21 protein-coding genes and 1 pseudogene are annotated in these 18,894 nt (G+C 41.4%); 6 read left to right on the top strand and 16 right to left on the bottom strand.

Going from position 1 to position 18,894, the window contains the following annotated elements:
- Nucleotides 1-34: 34 nt before the first annotated feature.
- The 8 genes from ACYTXL_RS02130 to ACYTXL_RS02095 form a co-directional block, all read right to left on the bottom strand.
- On the bottom strand, nt 35-808 hold the full coding sequence (locus tag ACYTXL_RS02130) for an ERF family protein (protein WP_461923285.1): 774 nt from the start codon (nt 806-808) through the stop codon (nt 35-37).
- Nucleotides 809-822: 14 nt separating this feature from the next.
- Complete coding sequence (locus ACYTXL_RS02125) at nt 823-1,083, bottom strand: hypothetical protein (RefSeq protein WP_461923284.1); 261 nt, start codon at nt 1,081-1,083, stop codon at nt 823-825.
- Between the two features lie 8 nt (nt 1,084-1,091).
- The gene (locus ACYTXL_RS02120) at nt 1,092-1,319 is read right to left on the bottom strand and encodes a hypothetical protein (RefSeq protein WP_461923283.1); all 228 of its coding nucleotides are present in this window, start codon (nt 1,317-1,319) and stop codon (nt 1,092-1,094) included.
- The gene (locus ACYTXL_RS02115; protein ID WP_461923282.1) at nt 1,316-1,594 is read right to left on the bottom strand and encodes a hypothetical protein; all 279 of its coding nucleotides are present in this window, start codon (nt 1,592-1,594) and stop codon (nt 1,316-1,318) included. Before ACYTXL_RS02115 ends, ACYTXL_RS02120 begins: the two co-directional genes overlap by 4 nt.
- 29 nt (nt 1,595-1,623) lie before the next feature.
- On the bottom strand, nt 1,624-2,058 hold the full coding sequence (locus ACYTXL_RS02110; RefSeq protein ID WP_461923281.1) for a hypothetical protein: 435 nt from the start codon (nt 2,056-2,058) through the stop codon (nt 1,624-1,626).
- Nucleotides 2,059-2,138: 80 nt separating this feature from the next.
- On the bottom strand, nt 2,139-2,705 hold the full coding sequence (locus ACYTXL_RS02105) for a hypothetical protein (RefSeq protein WP_461923280.1): 567 nt from the start codon (nt 2,703-2,705) through the stop codon (nt 2,139-2,141).
- Nucleotides 2,668-2,817, bottom strand: a complete 150-nt coding sequence (locus ACYTXL_RS02100) for a hypothetical protein (protein ID WP_461923279.1) — start codon at nt 2,815-2,817, stop codon at nt 2,668-2,670. Before ACYTXL_RS02100 ends, ACYTXL_RS02105 begins: the two co-directional genes overlap by 38 nt.
- A 24-nt stretch (nt 2,818-2,841) precedes the next feature.
- Complete coding sequence (locus tag ACYTXL_RS02095) at nt 2,842-3,009, bottom strand: hypothetical protein (protein WP_461923278.1); 168 nt, start codon at nt 3,007-3,009, stop codon at nt 2,842-2,844.
- A 340-nt stretch (nt 3,010-3,349) separates the two neighbouring features.
- Between ACYTXL_RS02095 and ACYTXL_RS02090 the strand changes: the two genes are divergently transcribed.
- The 3 genes from ACYTXL_RS02090 to ACYTXL_RS02080 all read left to right on the top strand — a co-directional run bounded on the left by ACYTXL_RS02090 (nt 3,350) and on the right by ACYTXL_RS02080 (nt 6,712).
- Nucleotides 3,350-3,676, top strand: coding sequence for a helix-turn-helix domain-containing protein (locus ACYTXL_RS02090; protein ID WP_461923277.1), 327 nt, complete (start codon nt 3,350-3,352; stop codon nt 3,674-3,676).
- A 188-nt stretch (nt 3,677-3,864) separates the two neighbouring features.
- Complete coding sequence (locus tag ACYTXL_RS02085) at nt 3,865-5,397, top strand: hypothetical protein (RefSeq protein WP_461923276.1); 1,533 nt, start codon at nt 3,865-3,867, stop codon at nt 5,395-5,397.
- Nucleotides 5,398-5,569: 172 nt separating this feature from the next.
- Nucleotides 5,570-6,712, top strand: coding sequence for a hypothetical protein (locus tag ACYTXL_RS02080; protein WP_461923275.1), 1,143 nt, complete (start codon nt 5,570-5,572; stop codon nt 6,710-6,712).
- 112 nt (nt 6,713-6,824) lie between these two features.
- On the opposite strand, the gene ACYTXL_RS02075 is transcribed toward ACYTXL_RS02080, so the two are convergent.
- From ACYTXL_RS02075 to ACYTXL_RS02060, 4 genes are all read right to left on the bottom strand, one after another.
- Complete coding sequence (locus tag ACYTXL_RS02075; protein WP_461923274.1) at nt 6,825-7,463, bottom strand: hypothetical protein; 639 nt, start codon at nt 7,461-7,463, stop codon at nt 6,825-6,827.
- 32 nt (nt 7,464-7,495) lie between these two features.
- The gene (locus ACYTXL_RS02070) at nt 7,496-10,087 is read right to left on the bottom strand and encodes a hypothetical protein (RefSeq protein ID WP_461923273.1); all 2,592 of its coding nucleotides are present in this window, start codon (nt 10,085-10,087) and stop codon (nt 7,496-7,498) included.
- Nucleotides 10,088-10,113: 26 nt separating this feature from the next.
- Nucleotides 10,114-13,311, bottom strand: coding sequence for a hypothetical protein (locus tag ACYTXL_RS02065; protein WP_461923272.1), 3,198 nt, complete (start codon nt 13,309-13,311; stop codon nt 10,114-10,116).
- A 348-nt stretch (nt 13,312-13,659) separates the two neighbouring features.
- Complete coding sequence (locus tag ACYTXL_RS02060; RefSeq protein ID WP_461923271.1) at nt 13,660-14,181, bottom strand: hypothetical protein; 522 nt, start codon at nt 14,179-14,181, stop codon at nt 13,660-13,662.
- A gap of 152 nt (nt 14,182-14,333) precedes the next feature.
- Between ACYTXL_RS02060 and ACYTXL_RS02055 the strand changes: the two are divergent.
- From ACYTXL_RS02055 to ACYTXL_RS02045, 3 genes and pseudogenes are all read left to right on the top strand, one after another.
- Nucleotides 14,334-14,528: pseudogene (locus tag ACYTXL_RS02055) on the top strand (hypothetical protein); the annotation flags it as partial.
- A 66-nt stretch (nt 14,529-14,594) separates the two neighbouring features.
- Nucleotides 14,595-15,614, top strand: coding sequence for an NADP-dependent oxidoreductase (locus ACYTXL_RS02050; RefSeq protein ID WP_461923270.1), 1,020 nt, complete (start codon nt 14,595-14,597; stop codon nt 15,612-15,614).
- Between the two features lie 381 nt (nt 15,615-15,995).
- On the top strand, nt 15,996-16,751 hold the full coding sequence (locus tag ACYTXL_RS02045; protein ID WP_335168159.1) for a TspO/MBR family protein: 756 nt from the start codon (nt 15,996-15,998) through the stop codon (nt 16,749-16,751).
- 136 nt (nt 16,752-16,887) lie between these two features.
- Here ACYTXL_RS02045 and ACYTXL_RS02040 read toward each other — a convergent pair whose 3' ends face one another.
- The 4 genes from ACYTXL_RS02040 to ACYTXL_RS02025 form a co-directional block, all read right to left on the bottom strand.
- A complete protein-coding gene (locus ACYTXL_RS02040) occupies nt 16,888-17,112 on the bottom strand; it encodes a hypothetical protein (RefSeq protein ID WP_461923269.1) in 225 nt (74 codons plus the stop codon).
- Between the two features lie 48 nt (nt 17,113-17,160).
- Nucleotides 17,161-17,718, bottom strand: a complete 558-nt coding sequence (locus tag ACYTXL_RS02035; RefSeq protein ID WP_461923268.1) for a WGR domain-containing protein — start codon at nt 17,716-17,718, stop codon at nt 17,161-17,163.
- Between the two features lie 122 nt (nt 17,719-17,840).
- Entirely contained in the window at nt 17,841-18,155 is a 315-nt protein-coding gene (locus ACYTXL_RS02030) for a hypothetical protein (protein WP_292792471.1), read from the bottom strand.
- A 67-nt stretch (nt 18,156-18,222) separates the two neighbouring features.
- Nucleotides 18,223-18,894, bottom strand: a 672-nt coding sequence (locus tag ACYTXL_RS02025; protein WP_461923267.1) for an AAA family ATPase, incomplete at its 5' end; no start/stop codon positions are given.

The following is an 18,894-nucleotide window of genomic DNA, read 5'->3' as shown; positions in this document are numbered from 1 at the left end:
AGTTCCTTTTTAATTTGAAGTATGATTTGTCTTTTCAATTGAGTTCAGGTAATTGTGCAAGCGCTCCCTCCATCCATGCTTGAATTGCTTCCATCTCAGAAACACCTCGCAATACAGCATCGATTACCTGTTTCTGATAAGAATTAACAGCATGATCAGGATGTCCAAACTTATTCCCAGCCCAAGCCAAACACATAGTTTTTACTAGTTCGTCAATCTGAAGAGGATCAAGTTCACTCGGACTAGTCACATTTCGAGAATGCAGCCACTCTTTGACTAAATCCAACGGATAATTTAAAAGTGTGCGAACTTCTTTGACTCGCAAATCTTTTGGGCTGATTGATGGTGCAGTTACAACTTGTTTTGTTGGCTGGACTCTATACTGTTGATTGTCTTTGCGGGGTCTAATGTTATTCTGTGGTTGTTTAGGCTTTTGAGGAGTAGTTGCGCCTTCAGCATCATTATCTTCATCTGCCGTGACTGATAAAATTGCACAAACCGCATATCGTCGTGCATAAGTTAATGCTGCGCCAAACTTCTGAGAATCACTAATTTCGGGAAGAGGATAAGTGCTGGTGATATTTTCCCCAGATTCATGAAAAATATGAGTCCGTAGTACGGTTTTACCTTCAAATATTTCAGTAGTTTGAATTATTACTAATCCATGTTTACTGAGTCCGGGAGTGACAGCATCCAAGACAGCATCTAAGGTTGCATATTTACGCTTGTAGTGAGGATTAGTACCGTCTTTTTGAATGGGGTTAAACTCTGTCTTTGCCTTGATTAAAGCTTTGATTAATTCTTGCATTATCCGGCTCCTCTTTACCAATCACTTTCATTGACATCACCAGACACTTTTTTGTTAGACTTAGCTTTATTTATCTGAAACTCTGAAGCTTTCAAGACAGGCATTGCCGCTTGTTTTACTGAAGCTTTGGCTTGGTGATATAGGAATTGTGTTACTCCATCCGCGTCTTCCCCATCCTCGACTTGCGCCCAGAGAGAGCAGCCTATTTCCAGTGATTCGTAGTCGCCGAGATTGAATTTTCTAGAGTAGCTAACAGATACAGTTGTGAATTTCATTTTGGTTATCAATTTTCTTCGTTAGTATCAACCATTTCAATACTGAGTATTTGACATAAATCGCTAGCTTTCACACCAACAATTCCTGGTTGAATTTCAGTAGCTAATTCCTCAATCATTGAATGAAAGCCAGGGTCTTTATCATTGATTTCAACCTCAATCAAACCTGCATTATTTGATATAACAGTCGCCCAACTTGGCAAAGTTTGAGGAATATTGGTTGCATAGAGTTTCATGGTTCTAACTCCTGATTAAACTTGATCTCAACGATTTCTTCGACACAACCCATTGCCTCACCCAAGTAATGCAGAACATCGCCCAAGTGAGTTGCGGCTTCTGGGTCAATCTTTTTATCAGCAATCAACAAAAGCCAGTTTTCGTTTTGGGCGATCGTCTGAATCTTCAGATAGCACGAATTGAACTGGTTCAGTATTTCTATCGGTTCCATTGGTTTATCCGATGAGTTGTGTTGTTCTATTTGGATAAAATTTAGGTTTGCTCCTTGCCACATAGGTGGGTCTGTCCTGCCCACCCGTTTCCTTACGCTGCAACCAAATGTTTCGTTTGTGGAACGTACCTTTTCAGACGCTCCCAATCCTCACTCGTGAGCGAATCGAATTCTTTATCTAACAACTCTTCTTCTGTGGGCGCTTGTTCTGTAGTCGCTTTTGATACCTTTGCCACGTTCATGAAGTCGTCTAGTCCAACTGCTGCATCCAATGCTGCGGCGTATCGAAGAGAATCCACTCCGTTAGACCAGTGCGTAAGGTGTTGAAATATCACCCCAATCATCGAATCAGCTTTATACACTCGATAATTTCTGGGGCAAGCTCCATTAACGTAAACCAGTTTGTAACCAGGGATTTCCATGACCTCTGCATTGGGGTCGGTTGGAGGTAGGAGTATTTTCTCTAGAGGATTATCCGACTGGGCTTCTTGAAGAGGAAATGGGCTAATCATATTGCAATATGCCATGATGATTTCGATTGTTTAAATTTGTTATGAAGGCGATCACATTTCTCTTGGTGTGCAATCGCCTTTCTCACTTGCAGCAACTAAGCCGCTACTGCCGTTCGGACTCCCAACAACGCAATCACATCTTTTGCACTGCCAGCAACCCGATTCACCCCGTACTGTCTTGGTCTTGCGTACCAGCCTTGTTGATTGCACCCGACGAAGCCGACAAAATGCCCGTCTTGGTAGAGTTTGGTGCTGAATCCTAACCAATCGATTTCGCCGTGATACAGACCAAAAACAGCGCAGGCTTTTTCCAGTTCATCGCTCAATCGTTCGTTTCGTTCTCTCGGTGTTTCTGGCAGGGTCGCTTTTACTTGCGCCACTCTTGTAGCGAACCAGTTGCGGTCGAAGGGTAGCCGTCCGCCTTCCACAAACTGCACCCATACTGTGATTCCGCCTTCAATCCAGATAGTACGCACTGATTCGGGTTCCACTTCGATAATCTCGCCAATGATGCGGCGATCTCTGCTGGTGAGAGGATCTTGGGTGGGGGCTACAGCTTCGGCTTGGGTTTCGAGGTGGCTGTATAGTTCTGCTTGGGCTGTGGCTTGCTCATCAACAGAAGAACTAGGAATTGCTTGCTGTGTTAGTGTTTCGTAAGTCATAATATTGATCTCCATTCAGTTGGATAAAAAGCGATCGCAGAAGTTGTCCAGACCGAGCGATCGCTTTTGTTATGTGTGCAAACAACGTTGTGGTTTTGCACAATGCTCTCACAAAGATTTGGCGTAGCCATCAAAGCTAGTTGCTAAGAGCATTATCAAGACAGCAGACAGCAGCATCAGGGGATGTGTAAGGAAGTGCTGTGTTCGTCAGAGGACACTTTACTGAATTCAGCTTTGCTGTAAAATCTTTGATTTCTAGACGAATGGCACTAAATAACCAGTTTTTTAAGACTTGGTAGGTCATCGAGATCATCTTCGTTGGCTTGAGCATTACAAGTTTGGCTGACGGCTGCTAGTCCCGGTGGCACTTGGTTTTGTGGTTAGTTGAATGAGTGAATGTTTGGTAAATTGGCTTGCGAACCCTTGATTGCCTTCGGGTGTAGACGGTTCGTTTTTCTTACCCTCATGTACACAATATTAGTACACCTATTAGTAGTAGTCAATGAGGTAGTAGTTACTTTTAGATAGAGATTTGTAATACTACTATTGGTTGCACATAAGCAACTCTAATACCAATAGATGTAAGTCCTATATGTTTACATCCAATAGTAGTACCACTATAATCGGAGTATTATTTGGAGAGGATGATTGTGTTTATCGCATTAAAAAAATTGAGAGAGGCTGCGGGTCTTTCTCAGAATGACCTAGCTAGAAAGACCGGTTATAGTCCTCAGTTCATCCAAAAAATTGAACAAAATAAGGTTAAATCACTCACATTAGATGCAGCAGCAAGATTCTGTGAAGCCCTTAATTGTAAGCCTGGAGACTTGCTTGAGGAAGGTGAGCCACCCAAAAGATTAAAGATAGAAAAAAGTGTCACGCTCAATTCTCAAGCAGAAACAGAGACTTTAACGAATAGAAGGAAAATTCTGGGCGAAAGTGCAGAAGTTGATCTATTATTTGCAGCGTAAAAGCTAAAAGCGACCGCCCGCCGACCAAAGCTATGCGATCGCCTGCTCAATCCGTTGATCACAAAGTGAGCTTATTACAATGCTGACACATTTTTGGGCAAACACCCTTCAGTATCTCCTCGGTTCACTTTGGTTAAACTGCAACACCCCAACTTTTAGGCATTTACCATACATAGTGGGCAAGAGATATGCTGACACTAGACAGAGAACAAACAACGGCACTTGATTATAGTGTTGTCAACAGCAGCATTCAGGAAACCTTTACCGCCATCGACCGATTTGAATGGCAAGCGGTAGATGAAATCCTTCAGATGAGGGAACAGCAGCTTTACCTGCAAGCTGGCTATAAAAACTTTGAAGAATACTGCCAGCGTGAGTTATACGCCTGGGGTGGATACCGACGAATCAACCAACTGCTAGGAGCCAAAAAGGTCATAGACGCAGTTGGTGAATTGGGCGGACACATCAAGAATGAGCGTCAGGCTCGTCCTTTACTTCGTTTAGTCAAGGAACCAGAGAAACTAAAACAAGCTGTAGCCATCGCTTTGGAAGAAAACCCCTCCCCTGGCGAATCAGACTTTGCTGCTGCCGCCAAAAAAGTGGTTCCTCAACTTCCACGCAAAAGGCAATCTATTCAGGAACCAATGGTTCCCAAAATTCAAGAACCAGTGGTTCCTCAAAAGGCCATTGTCACAGTTTCACAACAGTCACACCCAAGGTATGGAAAAGAAGGAACCATTGAGGCAGACGCACCGAATAACTATCAGCAGATTGTCACCTTTGCTGATGGTGAGAGGTTGTTGATCAACAATGCTGATTTAGATGCCGCTAGTGTCCCATTTTCCAGAGGGCGGAACTATCCACCAGAATATACCGAAGCGATCGCTGGTATTGAAGAACAACATAAGCTTGAGTTAGAGCGCTTACAGCAGGAATTGAGAATTGGGCTACAGTCAGAAGCCACAGCCAGAGCCGAAGAACAAGTAAGTGAGCAAATCTCATCCTTGCAAAACCTTTACAAGCAACAAAGGGAGCAAAACATCCAGTTACAGCAGCGATTGGATGAGATGGAAGGGTTACGAAAACTGGAGATTGAGAATCAACAGCTTAGGCAGCGCATTCAGGATTTGGAAAACGCGGTTCAACAGCGCCCTTCTCAAGAATGGGGAAATACTATGAGCCAACAGGCAACCAAAGCGTTGAACAAGCAGGTGAAACAGGCGTTAGAAAAGACAATTGATTTGCGATCGCTAGCCCAGGAACCCCCCAAGGAAAATGCCCAGGAATGCTTGCGGCTGATGGGCATGGCATTGAAGAATCTCGCCAGCGCAATGAACAATACCCAAGCGTTGGAAGCTGCGGCGATAATTCTGGGGAGTGAGCCGACACCATCTGCGATCGCATATCGAGCCGAGCAATTGTCAATGTTGCCACAGGCGGTTAGTGACATTAGGGCAGTGCTTGTAAAGCCGGGGTCTACTTGGCAGGACTATTGGGCAGTGGCGCAAGAGTACGAGGTGATTAAACAGGACTATTGGGCGGAACTTACCACGGAGGAAACAGAATTAATCGCTACCCTAGAAATTGCTTCTCAACCTCCCGTGATTCAAGTCGGTTCTATCGTTGCTTATGCTGACCCCTACTACACCCTATATAACGCCAGGGGTGAAGTCGTGGAGGATTTGGGCGAGGGCGAGGTGCTGGTTGCTTGGGATCACTGAAAGGATGAAGGTAACAAAACAAGTAAGTATTTCTTGAATGAGTTGCGATTCTAGCAACCTCAATAGGTTTTCAGTGTATTGGTAATTTTTTAGACAACTAAATACAAGTACCAAGCCCCGCAATCACAGTGGGGGAAATTTCCGTGTGTCAATATAAATAGGAGATTGTAGAATGACTACTAAATCTAAACAGTCCACTGGCTCAAAATTCAATCATCCTCACATGATCATCCCGTCAAAGGACACCACTTGGGCAGTTAATCAAAAATCATCTGTGCTGAGATTTTGGCAGCAGTGTTGGCTAGCTGACCCTTATGGCTCACGTTGGATGAAATTGGTGACTAATTTGAGTGACTCGGCTTTTAGATTGGGTAGAAGAGTTTTGGAAGCAGCCAGTTTATTTGTGTTTCGTCGTATTAGCATTGGCAGTGATGGCAGAACATCAGTATGGGAAGTGAAAAATCTGCACGGTGCGCGAGTTAAGGATTTTTGGCAGATTGAAAAAAATAAAGCGAATACCGCCTCAAATAAAGCGGATAACATTTCAATTCAAGCGAATACCGCCTCAAATAAAGCGAGTACTCGGACTCAAACCCAGTCAGAGCAAGCATTCCATCAAGTCTCACGAACTGCTCAGGAACACCTCACGAACTCTACAAAAGAGTTCGTGAGGTGTAACTCTGACACGCAACCCGTTATTTCGCACTGTGAGGAGGCGGCGATCGCGCCCTTGGGGGGCGCATCGCCTCTGTTTGTTCAAAGCGTGTCAGAGAAGGAGGAAGAGTTACCTGCTGTAACAGACTGCACATCGCTAACGCTTGTGGATGCTGTACCGAGTCAATCTACTTCGTTGTCAGCTAAAAACCAGGATTGTAGTGTTGAGCCGACAATCTCTCATGAAGGTACTGGTTCCGCCGCGCCGCCTGCCCAAATTGAAAAATCTTTAAATTCTGCGATCGCTAATCAAACTCAGGGGCAGGTAGAACAAAGTAATCCCACTTCGTTGTTAGTTGAAAATTCAGTTTCAGGTGGAGAAATGAAAGCGGATCATGAAGGCGAAGGTTCCGCCGCGCCTGTGCCAAATCCTGAAAAATGGTCGCATGAGGCTATTGTTGCAAGGGCAAATGCACGACCGGAGCGTATGCAAAAACTCAAAGTTGCAGCGAATTCGGGGCAGAATCCGGGGTTTGAATTTTTGCAGGAATGCTGGCAGAATGATCCGGCATTGCAGATTGTGATCAAGAGACTACTGGCGAAGTTTCCGCAGTGGGGAATTGCTTGTGTTGATGGGGTGTTGGTGGATTGGGAGAGGTAGCAATCACTCTATAGCAACTTTTTAAACACATCTACAGTACTGTGATCAATTACACTGCTACTATCTAAATGTAGTAGCTCATAAGATTATCCATCTACTGCATAACACATCATTAACTAACATTATCATCCAACACATCTACTAACAAAATGCTATTGAGTAAATTTAATTCGCTAGAGGCGAGAAAATAGCGGTCACTAAAAAGAGTTTCCAATTGGCTAAAAACCCTTCGACCAGCTACAGCTGCCCAAGGGAATGTTTCATATTGTGGAACGACAGGCATAACCAAACCTTTCGGTGTTAAACTCCTTCCTAAAGTAATTTGCCATGTAGCTGGGTCTTCTATCAGTTGTTTTCGAGTATCGTCTTCCAACTCTTCGCGCCAAAAATGAGGATAATCAAGCGGGACGCTAGCAACAATATTCTGTGTTTTCAAACTTTGTAGCGTTGAATATTCCCAAAGAGATTCTTCTTTCTCTCGAATTAGAATTTGGTGTAATCCCTTAGCTGGGCGTTTGAGTTTAGGTGGATATTTGCCATTCTTATCTTGATAAATTATTGCCAATAATCCTAAAAGCTGTTGACTATATTGTTGAATATTTTTACGCCAGCCTTCAAAACTAAATTTTTCCTCTGTATGGCGGTTAGACCAATCTTCTATCCAGAAAGGCCCAAGACAAGTTAAAGAATCAGGAATTACTAAATTTACATTTTCTAGAGATGGTAGAAGACGGCTTGAACTTCTAGACACCGCTTTGACAAAAGCCTCTAAAGTAGAATAATCTACAAAAGTTTATTAGGAGGTACACTTTGATCTAAAATTTCTACTTCATGATTTTGATAAAGAGCATCTTTACCCTCTATCAATTTATGCTTTAATTGACGCAAGAATGCTTTATCCTGTGCAAAAAATATTAATTGTTCTGCGCCTTTTTTTATCCCTCTTTTAATTTCTTTATAGGCATTATTTAATAATTTATCTTCTAATTGTTCTCGTATTGCTTGACGAATTCCTTGTTGTAAGTCAACTTTTATCTGTTTAGGTGCTATGGGTGCAAGGTGAATACTGTATTCAATATTAAGTTGAGAAGCTGGATAGCTATTAGTCATAATATGTAATACTGGGTGTTTTTTAAGCCCTATTTTGATATCAGTACCAGTAACGCGAAACGCTGCTTCCCCTTGAGTTGGACTAATTAATACTTTATCAGGAGCAGAATTTCCAGAGTTGAGATAACTATTAAGGACTATTTCATTACTTAAAGAGGCATCCGCAATAATCAGAATTACTTTAAATGGTGATTTAGTACCTTCAAAAGGTTCGATGAACTGTTGTTGTAACCATTTTGCTAGTTCATTAACAAATATCGCTCCTGTCCCATCACCAGCCAACTCATCAACCATTGCAATGACAGTAGGAATTTTTGTGCTAAAGTCACGGCGTTCTTGTTGTCCTGGTTTGGTATTAGCTTTTTTAGCAAATATATTTCCTAAAGCATCAATTGTAGTTGTTTGGTCGAGATGGCGATAACCTTGAATAGCCGCAGTCATTACTAACCGATTTACTTGAGGGTTTTCTTTTAGCAATTTACGGGCTGAACCAGTTAGAGTACGTAATACACCAGGACGATGTATAGATTGTACGCTGTCTTCTCTCTCATTGCGAGAACGTTTAAAACGGTTAGTAGTAACTATATTGCAATCAATTTCGTGTTCCTGCTCAGGTGTGAGGAAGATGGTACTACCATCGGGGTGCTTCAATTCAGTAATACCATCTACAACTACTGCGCTATCTACACATCGCTGTGTTTCACCTTTTTCCAATACTTGTTTTTCATACCACTTAGATACTGAACTAATTAAATTAGCATTAGTAGTAATGGTTAAAATACCACTTGGATTTCCGTCTTTTTTAGCAAATTTGGCAGTAACGTCCCGATTAATTACCACTCGTGGACTGAGATATAAAAATGCGAAACCTTCTGATTCAGCTTTCAGAAACTTAATTACAGCAGTAGTTTTACCAATTCCAGGATTTCCTTCTAAAGCAATAATATTCAACCTTCCAGTCTGGGCAGATTTTAATCCAGTAATAACTGCATATTGGTGGATTGTTCGCAGGGGAAGTTGTTTTGCTAGGTGCTGGAAGACTGACTGAAAATGAACTTGAGGATTATCACCAAAAAATTTGTACAGTGATTCTGTCATTTCAATGTTAGCGAGTGCTTCCTGTTGGGAAAATTCCTGCATAGGATTGTAAAATTCTGTTATCTGTTCTGTAAATTTGTAGTGCAATGACGTTTCTAAATCAGGTTCGTGTTTGAGTTGCTTGACCTGCCGCTCAAAATCTGGGGGAAGGGATCGTACCAACTTATTAAAAGCTACACGAATTTCTGTTAAGAGTGCATCGGGTTGGTTATCTAATTTGCGTATGTTACGATATGCCTCACCCAAAGATGCCATCAACTTTGCTCTAGGATTTTGTTCTGATTCGTCTAAAAAATGGGCGGCAATACTTTCACATCCATTTGAGGTAATTGCGATCGCTCTAGCACTACAACCACCATTTAATTGTCCCTGCTTTTTTAACAAATGGATCAGACGCTCAGTATAAGACGAGGCTTGACATAACTTAAACAAAGGTTTGTCTGAACCACTAAAAGCAGATAGATGATTTTTTAAATTTGACGAAAATAAAAATTCTCCACCTTCCACCTCCGCGCAAACTCTAGAGAATACACCCCGTGAATCAATATAACGGGCATAACGACTCATTTCCTCTAGATGAGCAGTTTCTGTACTAAAGTCTGCTAATTTTATAGGTGCATTATAGGAAAATTCCAAGCATAGTAGGAAATGCTCGATTTTTTGCGGTGTATTCTTTCCACTGGATAACCAAAGTAAAAAATCTGCCCTTGCTGGTTGTCCTGTGTTGACTAATCCTAAATCTGTCCGTCCTGAAAGATGGAAAGCTTCCTGAAATTCTTGTGCTGTTTTTTCTCGTTCAGTCTCACGTTGTATCTGCTGTCCCGGAAGCACCAACGGACACCAAATCGCTGTCAGAGTTGGCTGTTTCACTGGTATATTTTTTAAGCATTCTCGCACTGCTGTCCAGCCTAATCCATAGCCCAATACCAGTAAATGACGTACCATTGTGCTAACCCATTCTTTAGCATTTGGATCTGTCAATTTCAAAGATTTTACCAATTGACTATAGATATCTGCGTTTTTTACCTCTTGCCAAGGCTTCAAACCCTGATCTTGGTCACTACTGAGTAACCTTTGATAAATCAAATTTTGTAAAACTCCACGTTTGACAGCAAGCTCAAACACCTGACCCCATACAGATGCCTGTTCTAAAATTGATAGTTGCATTAGTGTTTATTCCCTCAAATATTTGTTTACTTCCTGCGGTGTAAAACTTGAGAAATATGAGTCAGTAAAGCTGGATAGCTGAGATACACTTTTCCTTTGCGTCGAGAATGCAATACTTCCACTTCTCCCGCAGCCTCAACAGTACTGGGCGATATCCAACGAAAGGGATCTAAAACTGGAATGAGTTGTCCTTGTTTTACACCTCGTTCTGCTTCAATAAAATGTAACCCTCGCAACATAGAAATTAAGCAAGGATTAACATGAGAATTTTGTTCAGCATCGATAAGATGCTGCCTTGCACGTTCTGTCCAAGTAATATCATTTACTCGTTGGTCAGACACTAAGAAATAAACACAAAAACCAGACTGTGGTCGTTGCTGTTCTTGCACTGCAAACAGGGTGGCGAAAGTATACACAGGAATGACATCTCGTACCCGAACAGTTTCTACAGAGTGCAAAAAATTAGTATGATCTGCTGCATGTAAAATTTCAAATGCAGCTTCACCTTTGCCACGCTTTTGTAATCTTGTTGCTGGAAATACATCCCGCAGCATAGTATAAATATTTAAATCAGGAAAAGTTTGAAAAACATCTTCCAAAAATTCTTTTGGTATTAAACCAGAATTATAATCTGCTGTGCGGTTCAACCTGCGACTACGATAAGCATGAGAAAGTAGAATAATATGTTGACAGCCTTGATTTTTGAGATAACGAATTTCTTCCTGTACTAAGCGTTGTTTTCTCAATTGTTCAGGAGAATCAACTATATCAGACTGTATTCTTTCTGCCTTAATTTCATAACCAGAAAAAGGATTAACTATAGCAGTAGCAGTATAACTTTGAGTGAAAAATAGATAACCTTTTTCTTGTTCATTTAATGAAACAGTATCATTACAAGGACGAGTTGCATAAGAGATTAACCCAATCTTTGGTACTTCTGGTGTTACTGGTGTACTAATATACAAAGGAAAAGCACTCAATAAAGCATCAAAAATACTTTGTTTTATCCATTTGGTGTTTGCAGTTTGTTTAACCAAATTTTCGAGAATAACTCCTTGCATCCTAATATTAGTATCTTCAGCTAATATTGCTTCTAAAGTTTGGGCTGCTGCATAAACGTAATTATCACCACTGGTTTCATCAAGGTCTTTACCTTGCTCTTGGAGTCGTAACATTAAGGTAGTAAAGTCGTTATTAGACCCTTGTTTTAACTTATCAATAATCCGCCATAAACAGCAGTACACCAATACCGTGAAACCAGCGATAGCTGCTGCATGATACTGTTTATTTTTTTCACCATCTTTTTGCTTGGAGCGACGAGTTAAAAGTTGAATATCATAATCAATTATGACTGCTGCTGGTAGAATCCATCCTTTAGCATGACCAGCATTAGGAGATAATTCATACTTCCATTCTTGTCCTTGTTTATTAAAAGACCGAGGAACCCAAATAACTTGTAACAGTTTGTTTGTTAATGACCTTTGTGCTTGAATTTGATAAATATCACCTTTGGTGATTAAATTGTGTTCGGAGATATCTGTGTTTACTTGTACAGAGAATAACAGTCCAGGTGTTTCTGGAGTATTACAAATTTCAATATGTTTAAACCATTCCACATTCTCACGACTAGTTTGAGGAGAACTTTTGAGTAAATCCCTTACTCCCGCTTCTGCTCCTTCTAAACGTGACCATTCTATGATGCTACGTTTTACACAAATAAATTGTTGGGAAGATTGCTTTTGAACTTGTCCAATAATCTTTTGGCTCTTAGTTTGGAGTACTTCAATCAAACCTGCGGCAATTGTTTGCATTGAAGAATCACGTTCTCTTAATTGCTCTATTACCTGTTTAATAGCTGTTTTACCACCTGTTTTTAGGTATGTGAGAATTTCCTGCACAAAATTAGGTAAAGATTCTGCACTTAGTTTTTCCTCATTTTGATGAGGAATAACAATTCTTAAAAAAATGAGTTCAGCTAACCGACGACATACTGTCCAAGGTCGTTGGGGTAGTGTTTCATCATCTGAAATCAGTTCTGATTCAATTTGGTCAAGTCTTGCTAAGAAAGAGGATTTATTCTTTTCAGGATTATTACCATTAATACGAAAGCGATAACTCACTTCCCGAACTACTCCGTAATTAGTAGCTTGCTGATTTCTAGTTTTTTCCTCAAAAATTTGAGTTTCCCATTCTGGCCACACTGGAAGACAGTAGTAGAAAGTTGCTTTATTAAAATACTCTGATAGCTCAAATTCAGCAGCAACACCAAAATTAGTAGTGAAGTCAGCACTATAACCAATTTCTGTTGCAGATGCTAATAAATTTGTAATCCGATTGACATATTCTACTAAAAGTTGGTGTTTGGGCTGATGATTGGTAACACTATATTGAGCAATAGCTTGCATAATCCGTAAGGTAATTGTTTGCCTTACCCGTGCTAATGCTTCATTATCTAAGAAGTTGAGGAATCGAGTTAGCTGGCTATCTGCTCTATCTCGTTCTGCACGTAAACTATCAATTGCTGCTTCAATATCATCTTCATTCCAGTCTAGCTGATCTTGCACATACTCTTTAACTGCACTACACATACGTTCAAAGTAATCTTCTGCATCAATTTGTTCACGAGCAGAAATGACTTTGGCTACAGGTTTATTTGAAATATTAATATTAGTCCCAGCATCAGGAAATGCAATTGGCACAAGGTTAGCTATATGGGGCTGATTTTGAAAATTATTACCTGTTTTTTTTGCTAATTGCTGAAGGTTTTGTAACGGTTGATCCAATAACAGAGTGGACAATGAGCTTCCTTCAGGTAATGCGGCATCAATTTCCTTGTCAATCGCTGCAATTAATTTATCTACAGCAGCAGATAGCCTCACTATACTTCCTTCTTTTAGATTTCCACCAACGAGAGACTTAGTTCCAAATCCTGATAATTCCAACTCTTGAATAAATCCGCCCCCTTCATCAGGGTTAAAGGCTTCTTTAAAATCTCGTAGCCCAAATAATCTACGTAATATTGCTGAACTACAAAGCCGCAATCGTTGGTTTTGAGTATCTAAATCAAACGCTTGTTTGTAGTCAGGATGCAGATCCGTTATATTTGTTCTATTCTCTTTAGGGGGAACAGATTTAGCCAATAATTCTACGAGGGTAACTAGATCAATAGAAGGCTTTGGTGAGGTCGCCTGAATTTTGGCACTACCAATTCTCTGTGAATTCATACTTATTTTTACACCAGTTTTGTGACTGCTTCATTTGCTTTAACCATTAAGTTGGAACAAATGGTATCTCCCTCTTTAATTAGCTTATGTATAAGTAACTTGTCAAGCGAATCAGAGAAAACCTGATTTTAATAGCTTTCGACAACTTAGAAAATCCAAATCTAGCTTTAATACCTGTCACTGACCATCACTTCTATTGTTGAAACTGTGGCTGCATATTTTTATGCAATTGTACAGGGGTGATGAAGAGAAAAGTCTCGCCACGCCCGTGCTAAATCCTGAAAAATGGTCACATGAGGCGATAGTTGCAAGGTCAGATGCGCGACCGGATAATGCAGAAGATATAGATCAAGATTCCCTTGCATTGATACTGCCAAGCGACCAATTACTTTCTGAAAACGGGGACGCGTAATCTGCGACTCGCTCCCATCCCCACTTATAAGCAGTGTCAACTAGAATTTCTTTCCCATTTCGGAACTTAATAAATTCCTGCCCGTGGTCGTCAAATATATCTGCAACCAGTTGATTACGCTCGTCGTAACCCCACTTATCCACTGCTGCCCTCCACCAGCGCTTTCCGGGTGAAAGCAACTGTTCAAGTTCTAAATGCTGCGGCTTCCAGTACTTGGTGCGCCATTGATTTGCCAGTGACTCGATTAGTATCGCAGTCGGGTAGATCGGCTTCAGGTTTTCTTCGAGCCAGAGTATATAAACGATTGCGCTCCTGAAAGCATCTTCTAAACAATAGCTGGATGCTTCTAGAGTGTCTTGGAGTTGCTCGTCACTGAAATTTACGCCGAGTGATCGCAGGGCTGGGGCATACAAATCAAATAATTCTTGTTCTACTGAATCGGCAGACCAGAACCACATAAGAAAAAGAAAACTCCTGCTGGGTGGCTAAATAAAATTTAGCATTTAGCGTGCTTCGTGTTGATGTGGGGACGAGTAGCGATGTCTACGATGGGCTATTCGGCGTCGCAAAACTTTGTCCACCTAGAATTTGAATAACTTAACCGCTTCATCCGGTGAATGCCGATATTCCCCCCATTGATGCCTTTTTTGTCGAGGAAGAAGCTTTGCATCTCAACCCGATTGGCACCAAGGGTATTGGTGAAATTGGCACGATTGGAGCCGCAGCTGCGATCGCCAACGCGGTCTATCAGGCTACAGGCAAACGGATTCGCGATCTGCCCATTACATTAGACAAGCTACTGTAATAAGGGTGCTTTCAAGACGACTTGTAGTTTTGATAGAAAAAATGAGTAAATAAGCAGGCACAACCAATGACTAGTTCAATTAACCAACAAATCTTACTCAAAAGCCGTCCGCTTGGAGAACCGAAAGAGAGCGACTTTGCCCTTGTCGAAACAGCAATGAAAGAACCAGGGTCAGGTGAAGTCCTGAATCGGACGATCTACCTGTCCCTTGATCCTTATATGCGCGGTCGTATGAGCGATGGCGAGTCTTATGCTGCTCCAGTAGAGGTGGGGTCTGTGATGGTCGGTGGCACAGTTAGCCAAGTGATGAAATCTAAGCATCCCCAATTCTCAACCGGAGATTTTGTGCTTGGTTATGACGGCTGGCAAGCCTATGGCATATCGAAAGGCGAAACTTTGCGTCAGCTTGACCCCAATCAAGCTCGCATTTCCTATGCGTTGGGCGTAACGGGAATGCCCGGAATGACGGCATATTTTGCTCTGCTTGATGTTGGGCAACCCAAAACTGGCGAAACGGTTGTTGTTTCTGCCGCCTCTGGTGCAGTCGGTTCTGTAGTAGGTCAAATTGCCAAAATCAAAGGCTGTCGGGTGGTAGGAGTCGCTGGGAGTGATGCAAAATGCAATTATGTGACGAAAGAATTAGGGTTTGATGCCTGTATTAACCGTAAAACTCAAGAACTGAGTTCAGCCCTAAAAGCCGCTTGTCCGAACGGGGTGGATGTTTACTTTGACAATACAGCTGGCCTTATTTTAGAAGCGGTGTTGCAGCAGATTAATCAAGGAGCAAGAATCCCATTGGTTGGTTTAATCTCACAGTATAATGCCGAAAATTCTCCTCCTGGTCCTAATTTAATGCCGCTGTTGGTTAAACGGGCGTTAATCAAAGGATTTCTTGTGGGTGATTACCAACATCGGCAGGCAGAGTTTGTCAAAGATGTTTCTGGGTGGTTGCAAGAAGGTAAGCTCAAGTACAAGGAAGATGTTGTACAGAAACTGGAAAACGCCCCGCACGCCTTCATCGGCTTACTACAAGGGAAAAACTTCGGCAAGCTAATTGTTCAAGTCAGCGACGATCCGACACGATAAGCATACTTTTTGATTGAACCTCACAGATAATTTAGCAACCAGCCAGCCGATTACGTACATCATACCCCCACTGAGAAACTGCGGCATTCCACCATCTTTGCCCAGATGACTCTAACGTTGGCAGTTCCAGGTACTCATCACGCTATACCTTTGGTTTCCACTGTTCTTGTAATGCACTAATTAAAATGGCATTTGGGAAAATTTGCAAATCATTCTTTTGCAAAGCCACTTAGTAAGCCTAACAGTCTCTCGTGAATTCACCTTTTCGCCGCCATTTATTTTTATTTTATTTACGCTTTGAAAAAACATTATTTTTAACCGTTAGACTATCATATGATGACTGATTACTAATAATTACAAACTACGCACAATCTCTTAATTATGAATGAATCCAATAATCCAGGAATACTTGAAAAGTTTGTCAATACAGTGATGGGGGTAAAAACTGGAAATCAACAACGGTATCCAAATACATCAATAGCTACGACACTAGAACTAGATATCAGAGCGGTTTTAGTTTATACACTAGGGACTATTTTACAAATCGTAGCCATGATTCTAGTGTTGCTGGTCATGGGAAAATTAGTAATGTTGATTGATAATAATTCTTCTTTTCCTAGTTGGTCTAGCACTTTATTGGCTGGATTATTTTTTGCTATATTAAGTATCCGTTCCCGAATTTTTTCTCTTTTAGATAATACTCGTTCTCGTCAGACTTATGATCAGGTAATCAGACCAAGATGGTCTCCTCCACCTTTAGTATTTCCCATAGTTTGGATGATAATCGCCGCTTTGCGGGTAATTTCTTCTGTATTGGTTTGGCAGCAGATGAATCATCAATTTTTAGTGCTACCTTTAATTTTATTTGTGGTACATCTAGCTTTAGGGGATACTTGGAATACGATTTTTACTGTAGAACGGAGATTAGGTGCTGCTGTCCCTGTAGTTATTTTAGGCCCTTGGTTATCTGCTGTAGTGGTGACGGTCATTTATTGGCAAACTAATCCTGTAGCGGGAATGACTTTATCATTTTCTTGTGTATGGTTAACTGTCGCTGCTGTATTGGTATTTAGAATTTGGCAATTAAATGGCTCGGAGCCATTGTATCCCTTAAAATTAACACCTGTGGAGAAATAAATACTTAAAATTCACCAAGACAAGAAAGCAAGGAAAAATATCACTTGACTTTTGAGTAGATCATTCAACATACATAAAAAACGGTAGGTTAATTAAAAATCTACCGTTTTTTTGATTTTAAATTTCTATTTTTTATTTAGCCAAAAGCTAATTGCTTGGCATACTCTTGTGCTTCATCTCCAGATAAAGGCTGAAAATTTCTAATTAGCGCTGCTGCATGAGTTCCTTCGCCGCTAAAAAGCAGGGAATAGCAATAAGGTTCAGGTAGTCCTGGCTCTTTCATTTCTGCTATCCACAACCAACTTAATTCTTCGTCCTCTTCACATGAATAATCGTAATGTAGTATTACTGTATTAGACATTCTTTTTGCTCCTATTTTTATCAAAAGCTTACATCCGGGCCTTTAAAATTACAAATGTCGCCAGAAATTCTTACTAATAGTCTTGAGACTGACTACCTTGGGTTCTACAGTACTTTGTGGAGTAGCAATAGCCACCGCAGCAACTTGTGGCGCAGAGGTAGTTAACAGTGAGTTGAGTAACTCTCGCTGATAGTCGATATCTGCTACTGTGCGGTAAACTCTGTGGTAGTCAATTTGCATCCCTAAAGGTGTTGTCACAATTTTCAGATATTCATTAAGAGCAGATATGTAGCTATCACCAAAATTCTGGAGAGCAACAGCCGGACGTATAGTATTCAGCAGTTGTATCGCTCGTCTAATATCTGGAATACTACGCTCACCATCCATCTGTGGCTGACTTTCGCTGTAGCCTTTGCCTTTCTTTTCTGCTACCAGATTATGAAATTTAGCGACGGCTCTTTGATGATTGGCTAATGTGTGGACTTTTGTTTGCGCTTGATAACCGACTCTGCCCCACTGCACTGTTAAATTACCATCTTCGACAATGGCCGCCCAGAATTTATTGCTGTTCTGAATTGCGTCAACAAAAACTAAATAGATTTCCATGTTTCTTACCCTGTCAATTCACTAACTTCTGGGCATTGCCCCATCAAAGCAAGGTGTAGTGTTCTTTTAATGGCTGGAACAAAGCCAAACTGGTAACTAGGGGGGACTATAGAGAAGGAATGTTAATCAATATTGTCGCTTTGGCTGTTATACTCTTCCACTGTTAATTGCCAGCGTTTTTCCCTCTCTCGATATATCTGCTCTATCTGTTCAGGAGTAGCGACAAAAACATCGACTATTGTTAATTCAGCAGGGTGTCCCGAATGCTGCCAATATAAATTCCAGTACTCTGCTTGCCTGTCTGCCTCTTCTTTTGTAAATTGCTGGGCATCATCCAAATCAGGTAAAAATAAATTATCGTTAAGAAAGTAGTAACCTTCCTCTTCAGTACTTTGAACTACAATAAACAACTCACAATGCAGACTATTTTCAAACATTTTGACCTCACTTGAATTCTATGCAGCAGGCGATCGCCCCCATAAATCAGGGGACAATCGCTTTCCATCAATTCATATTCCGAAACTTAGCAGCACGCAAGGATTGAGTTTTCGCTGCAACTACAGGACTACTAGCCCGTCGTGCAGTGGATGCCCAAGCCTGCATACGCTCAACTGCCGCAGCGTCCTGAATGGCAAGTGGGGTTATGGTTTGGCGGCAGGTTTCGAGATCAGCAAGCGTTACCTGCTGCGGTCTACCCTCATCAAATGCCAGCAAAGCAGCTTCCGAAGCGAGGGTTTCGAGTTCTGCCCCTGAAAACTTCGCGGTGGAAGCTGCGATCGCCTCCAAATACTCCGATTCCAGATGAATGCCAAAGCGTTGTAGATGAATCCCTAGAATCTGGATTCGTTCTGGTTCTGTGGGCAAGTCAACAAAGAAAGCCTCATCAAACCTACCTTTGCGCTTAAACTCACTTGGTAATGCTGATGGGTCATTGCAAGTCGCTACAATAAATACCCCAGCAGTACACTCACTCATGAACGTAAGCAAAGTACCGAGGATGCGTTGAGAAACACCGCTTGTATCGCCCTGACCTGAAAGTGCTTTTTCGACCTCATCAATAAACAAAACACAAGGTGCGATCGGGAGCAATGCGATTTTGTTAGGCGACTCAAAAAAAGTGCGATGCCTGCGGCGGGCGTAGCCATCGCTAAAAATTATATTTAGGTACAAGGTGAT

The organism is Nostoc sp. (genome assembly GCF_054880495.1).
The sequence above is the reverse complement of the archived record's forward strand: the minus strand, read 5'-3'. Positions and strand labels throughout refer to the sequence as shown.

Coding starts and splice junctions, on each gene's coding strand:
- ACYTXL_RS02070 (WP_461923273.1), bottom strand. CDS start 10,087: ATGCAACTATCAATTTTAGAACAGGCATCTGTATGGGGTCAGGTGTTT.
- ACYTXL_RS02060 (WP_461923271.1), bottom strand. CDS start 14,181: ATGTGGTTCTGGTCTGCCGATTCAGTAGAACAAGAATTATTTGATTTG.
- ACYTXL_RS02115 (WP_461923282.1), bottom strand. CDS start 1,594: ATGTGGCAAGGAGCAAACCTAAATTTTATCCAAATAGAACAACACAAC.
- ACYTXL_RS02095 (WP_461923278.1), bottom strand. CDS start 3,009: ATGACCTACCAAGTCTTAAAAAACTGGTTATTTAGTGCCATTCGTCTA.
- ACYTXL_RS02080 (WP_461923275.1), top strand. CDS start 5,570: ATGACTACTAAATCTAAACAGTCCACTGGCTCAAAATTCAATCATCCT.
- ACYTXL_RS02035 (WP_461923268.1), bottom strand. CDS start 17,718: ATGGAAATCTATTTAGTTTTTGTTGACGCAATTCAGAACAGCAATAAA.
- ACYTXL_RS02120 (WP_461923283.1), bottom strand. CDS start 1,319: ATGAAACTCTATGCAACCAATATTCCTCAAACTTTGCCAAGTTGGGCG.
- ACYTXL_RS02090 (WP_461923277.1), top strand. CDS start 3,350: ATGATTGTGTTTATCGCATTAAAAAAATTGAGAGAGGCTGCGGGTCTT.
- ACYTXL_RS02085 (WP_461923276.1), top strand. CDS start 3,865: ATGCTGACACTAGACAGAGAACAAACAACGGCACTTGATTATAGTGTT.
- ACYTXL_RS02030 (WP_292792471.1), bottom strand. CDS start 18,155: ATGTTTGAAAATAGTCTGCATTGTGAGTTGTTTATTGTAGTTCAAAGT.
- ACYTXL_RS02110 (WP_461923281.1), bottom strand. CDS start 2,058: ATGGCATATTGCAATATGATTAGCCCATTTCCTCTTCAAGAAGCCCAG.
- ACYTXL_RS02065 (WP_461923272.1), bottom strand. CDS start 13,311: ATGAATTCACAGAGAATTGGTAGTGCCAAAATTCAGGCGACCTCACCA.
- ACYTXL_RS02125 (WP_461923284.1), bottom strand. CDS start 1,083: ATGAAATTCACAACTGTATCTGTTAGCTACTCTAGAAAATTCAATCTC.
- ACYTXL_RS02105 (WP_461923280.1), bottom strand. CDS start 2,705: ATGACTTACGAAACACTAACACAGCAAGCAATTCCTAGTTCTTCTGTT.
- ACYTXL_RS02050 (WP_461923270.1), top strand. CDS start 14,595: ATGACTAGTTCAATTAACCAACAAATCTTACTCAAAAGCCGTCCGCTT.
- ACYTXL_RS02130 (WP_461923285.1), bottom strand. CDS start 808: ATGCAAGAATTAATCAAAGCTTTAATCAAGGCAAAGACAGAGTTTAAC.
- ACYTXL_RS02040 (WP_461923269.1), bottom strand. CDS start 17,112: ATGTCTAATACAGTAATACTACATTACGATTATTCATGTGAAGAGGAC.
- ACYTXL_RS02045 (WP_335168159.1), top strand. CDS start 15,996: ATGAATGAATCCAATAATCCAGGAATACTTGAAAAGTTTGTCAATACA.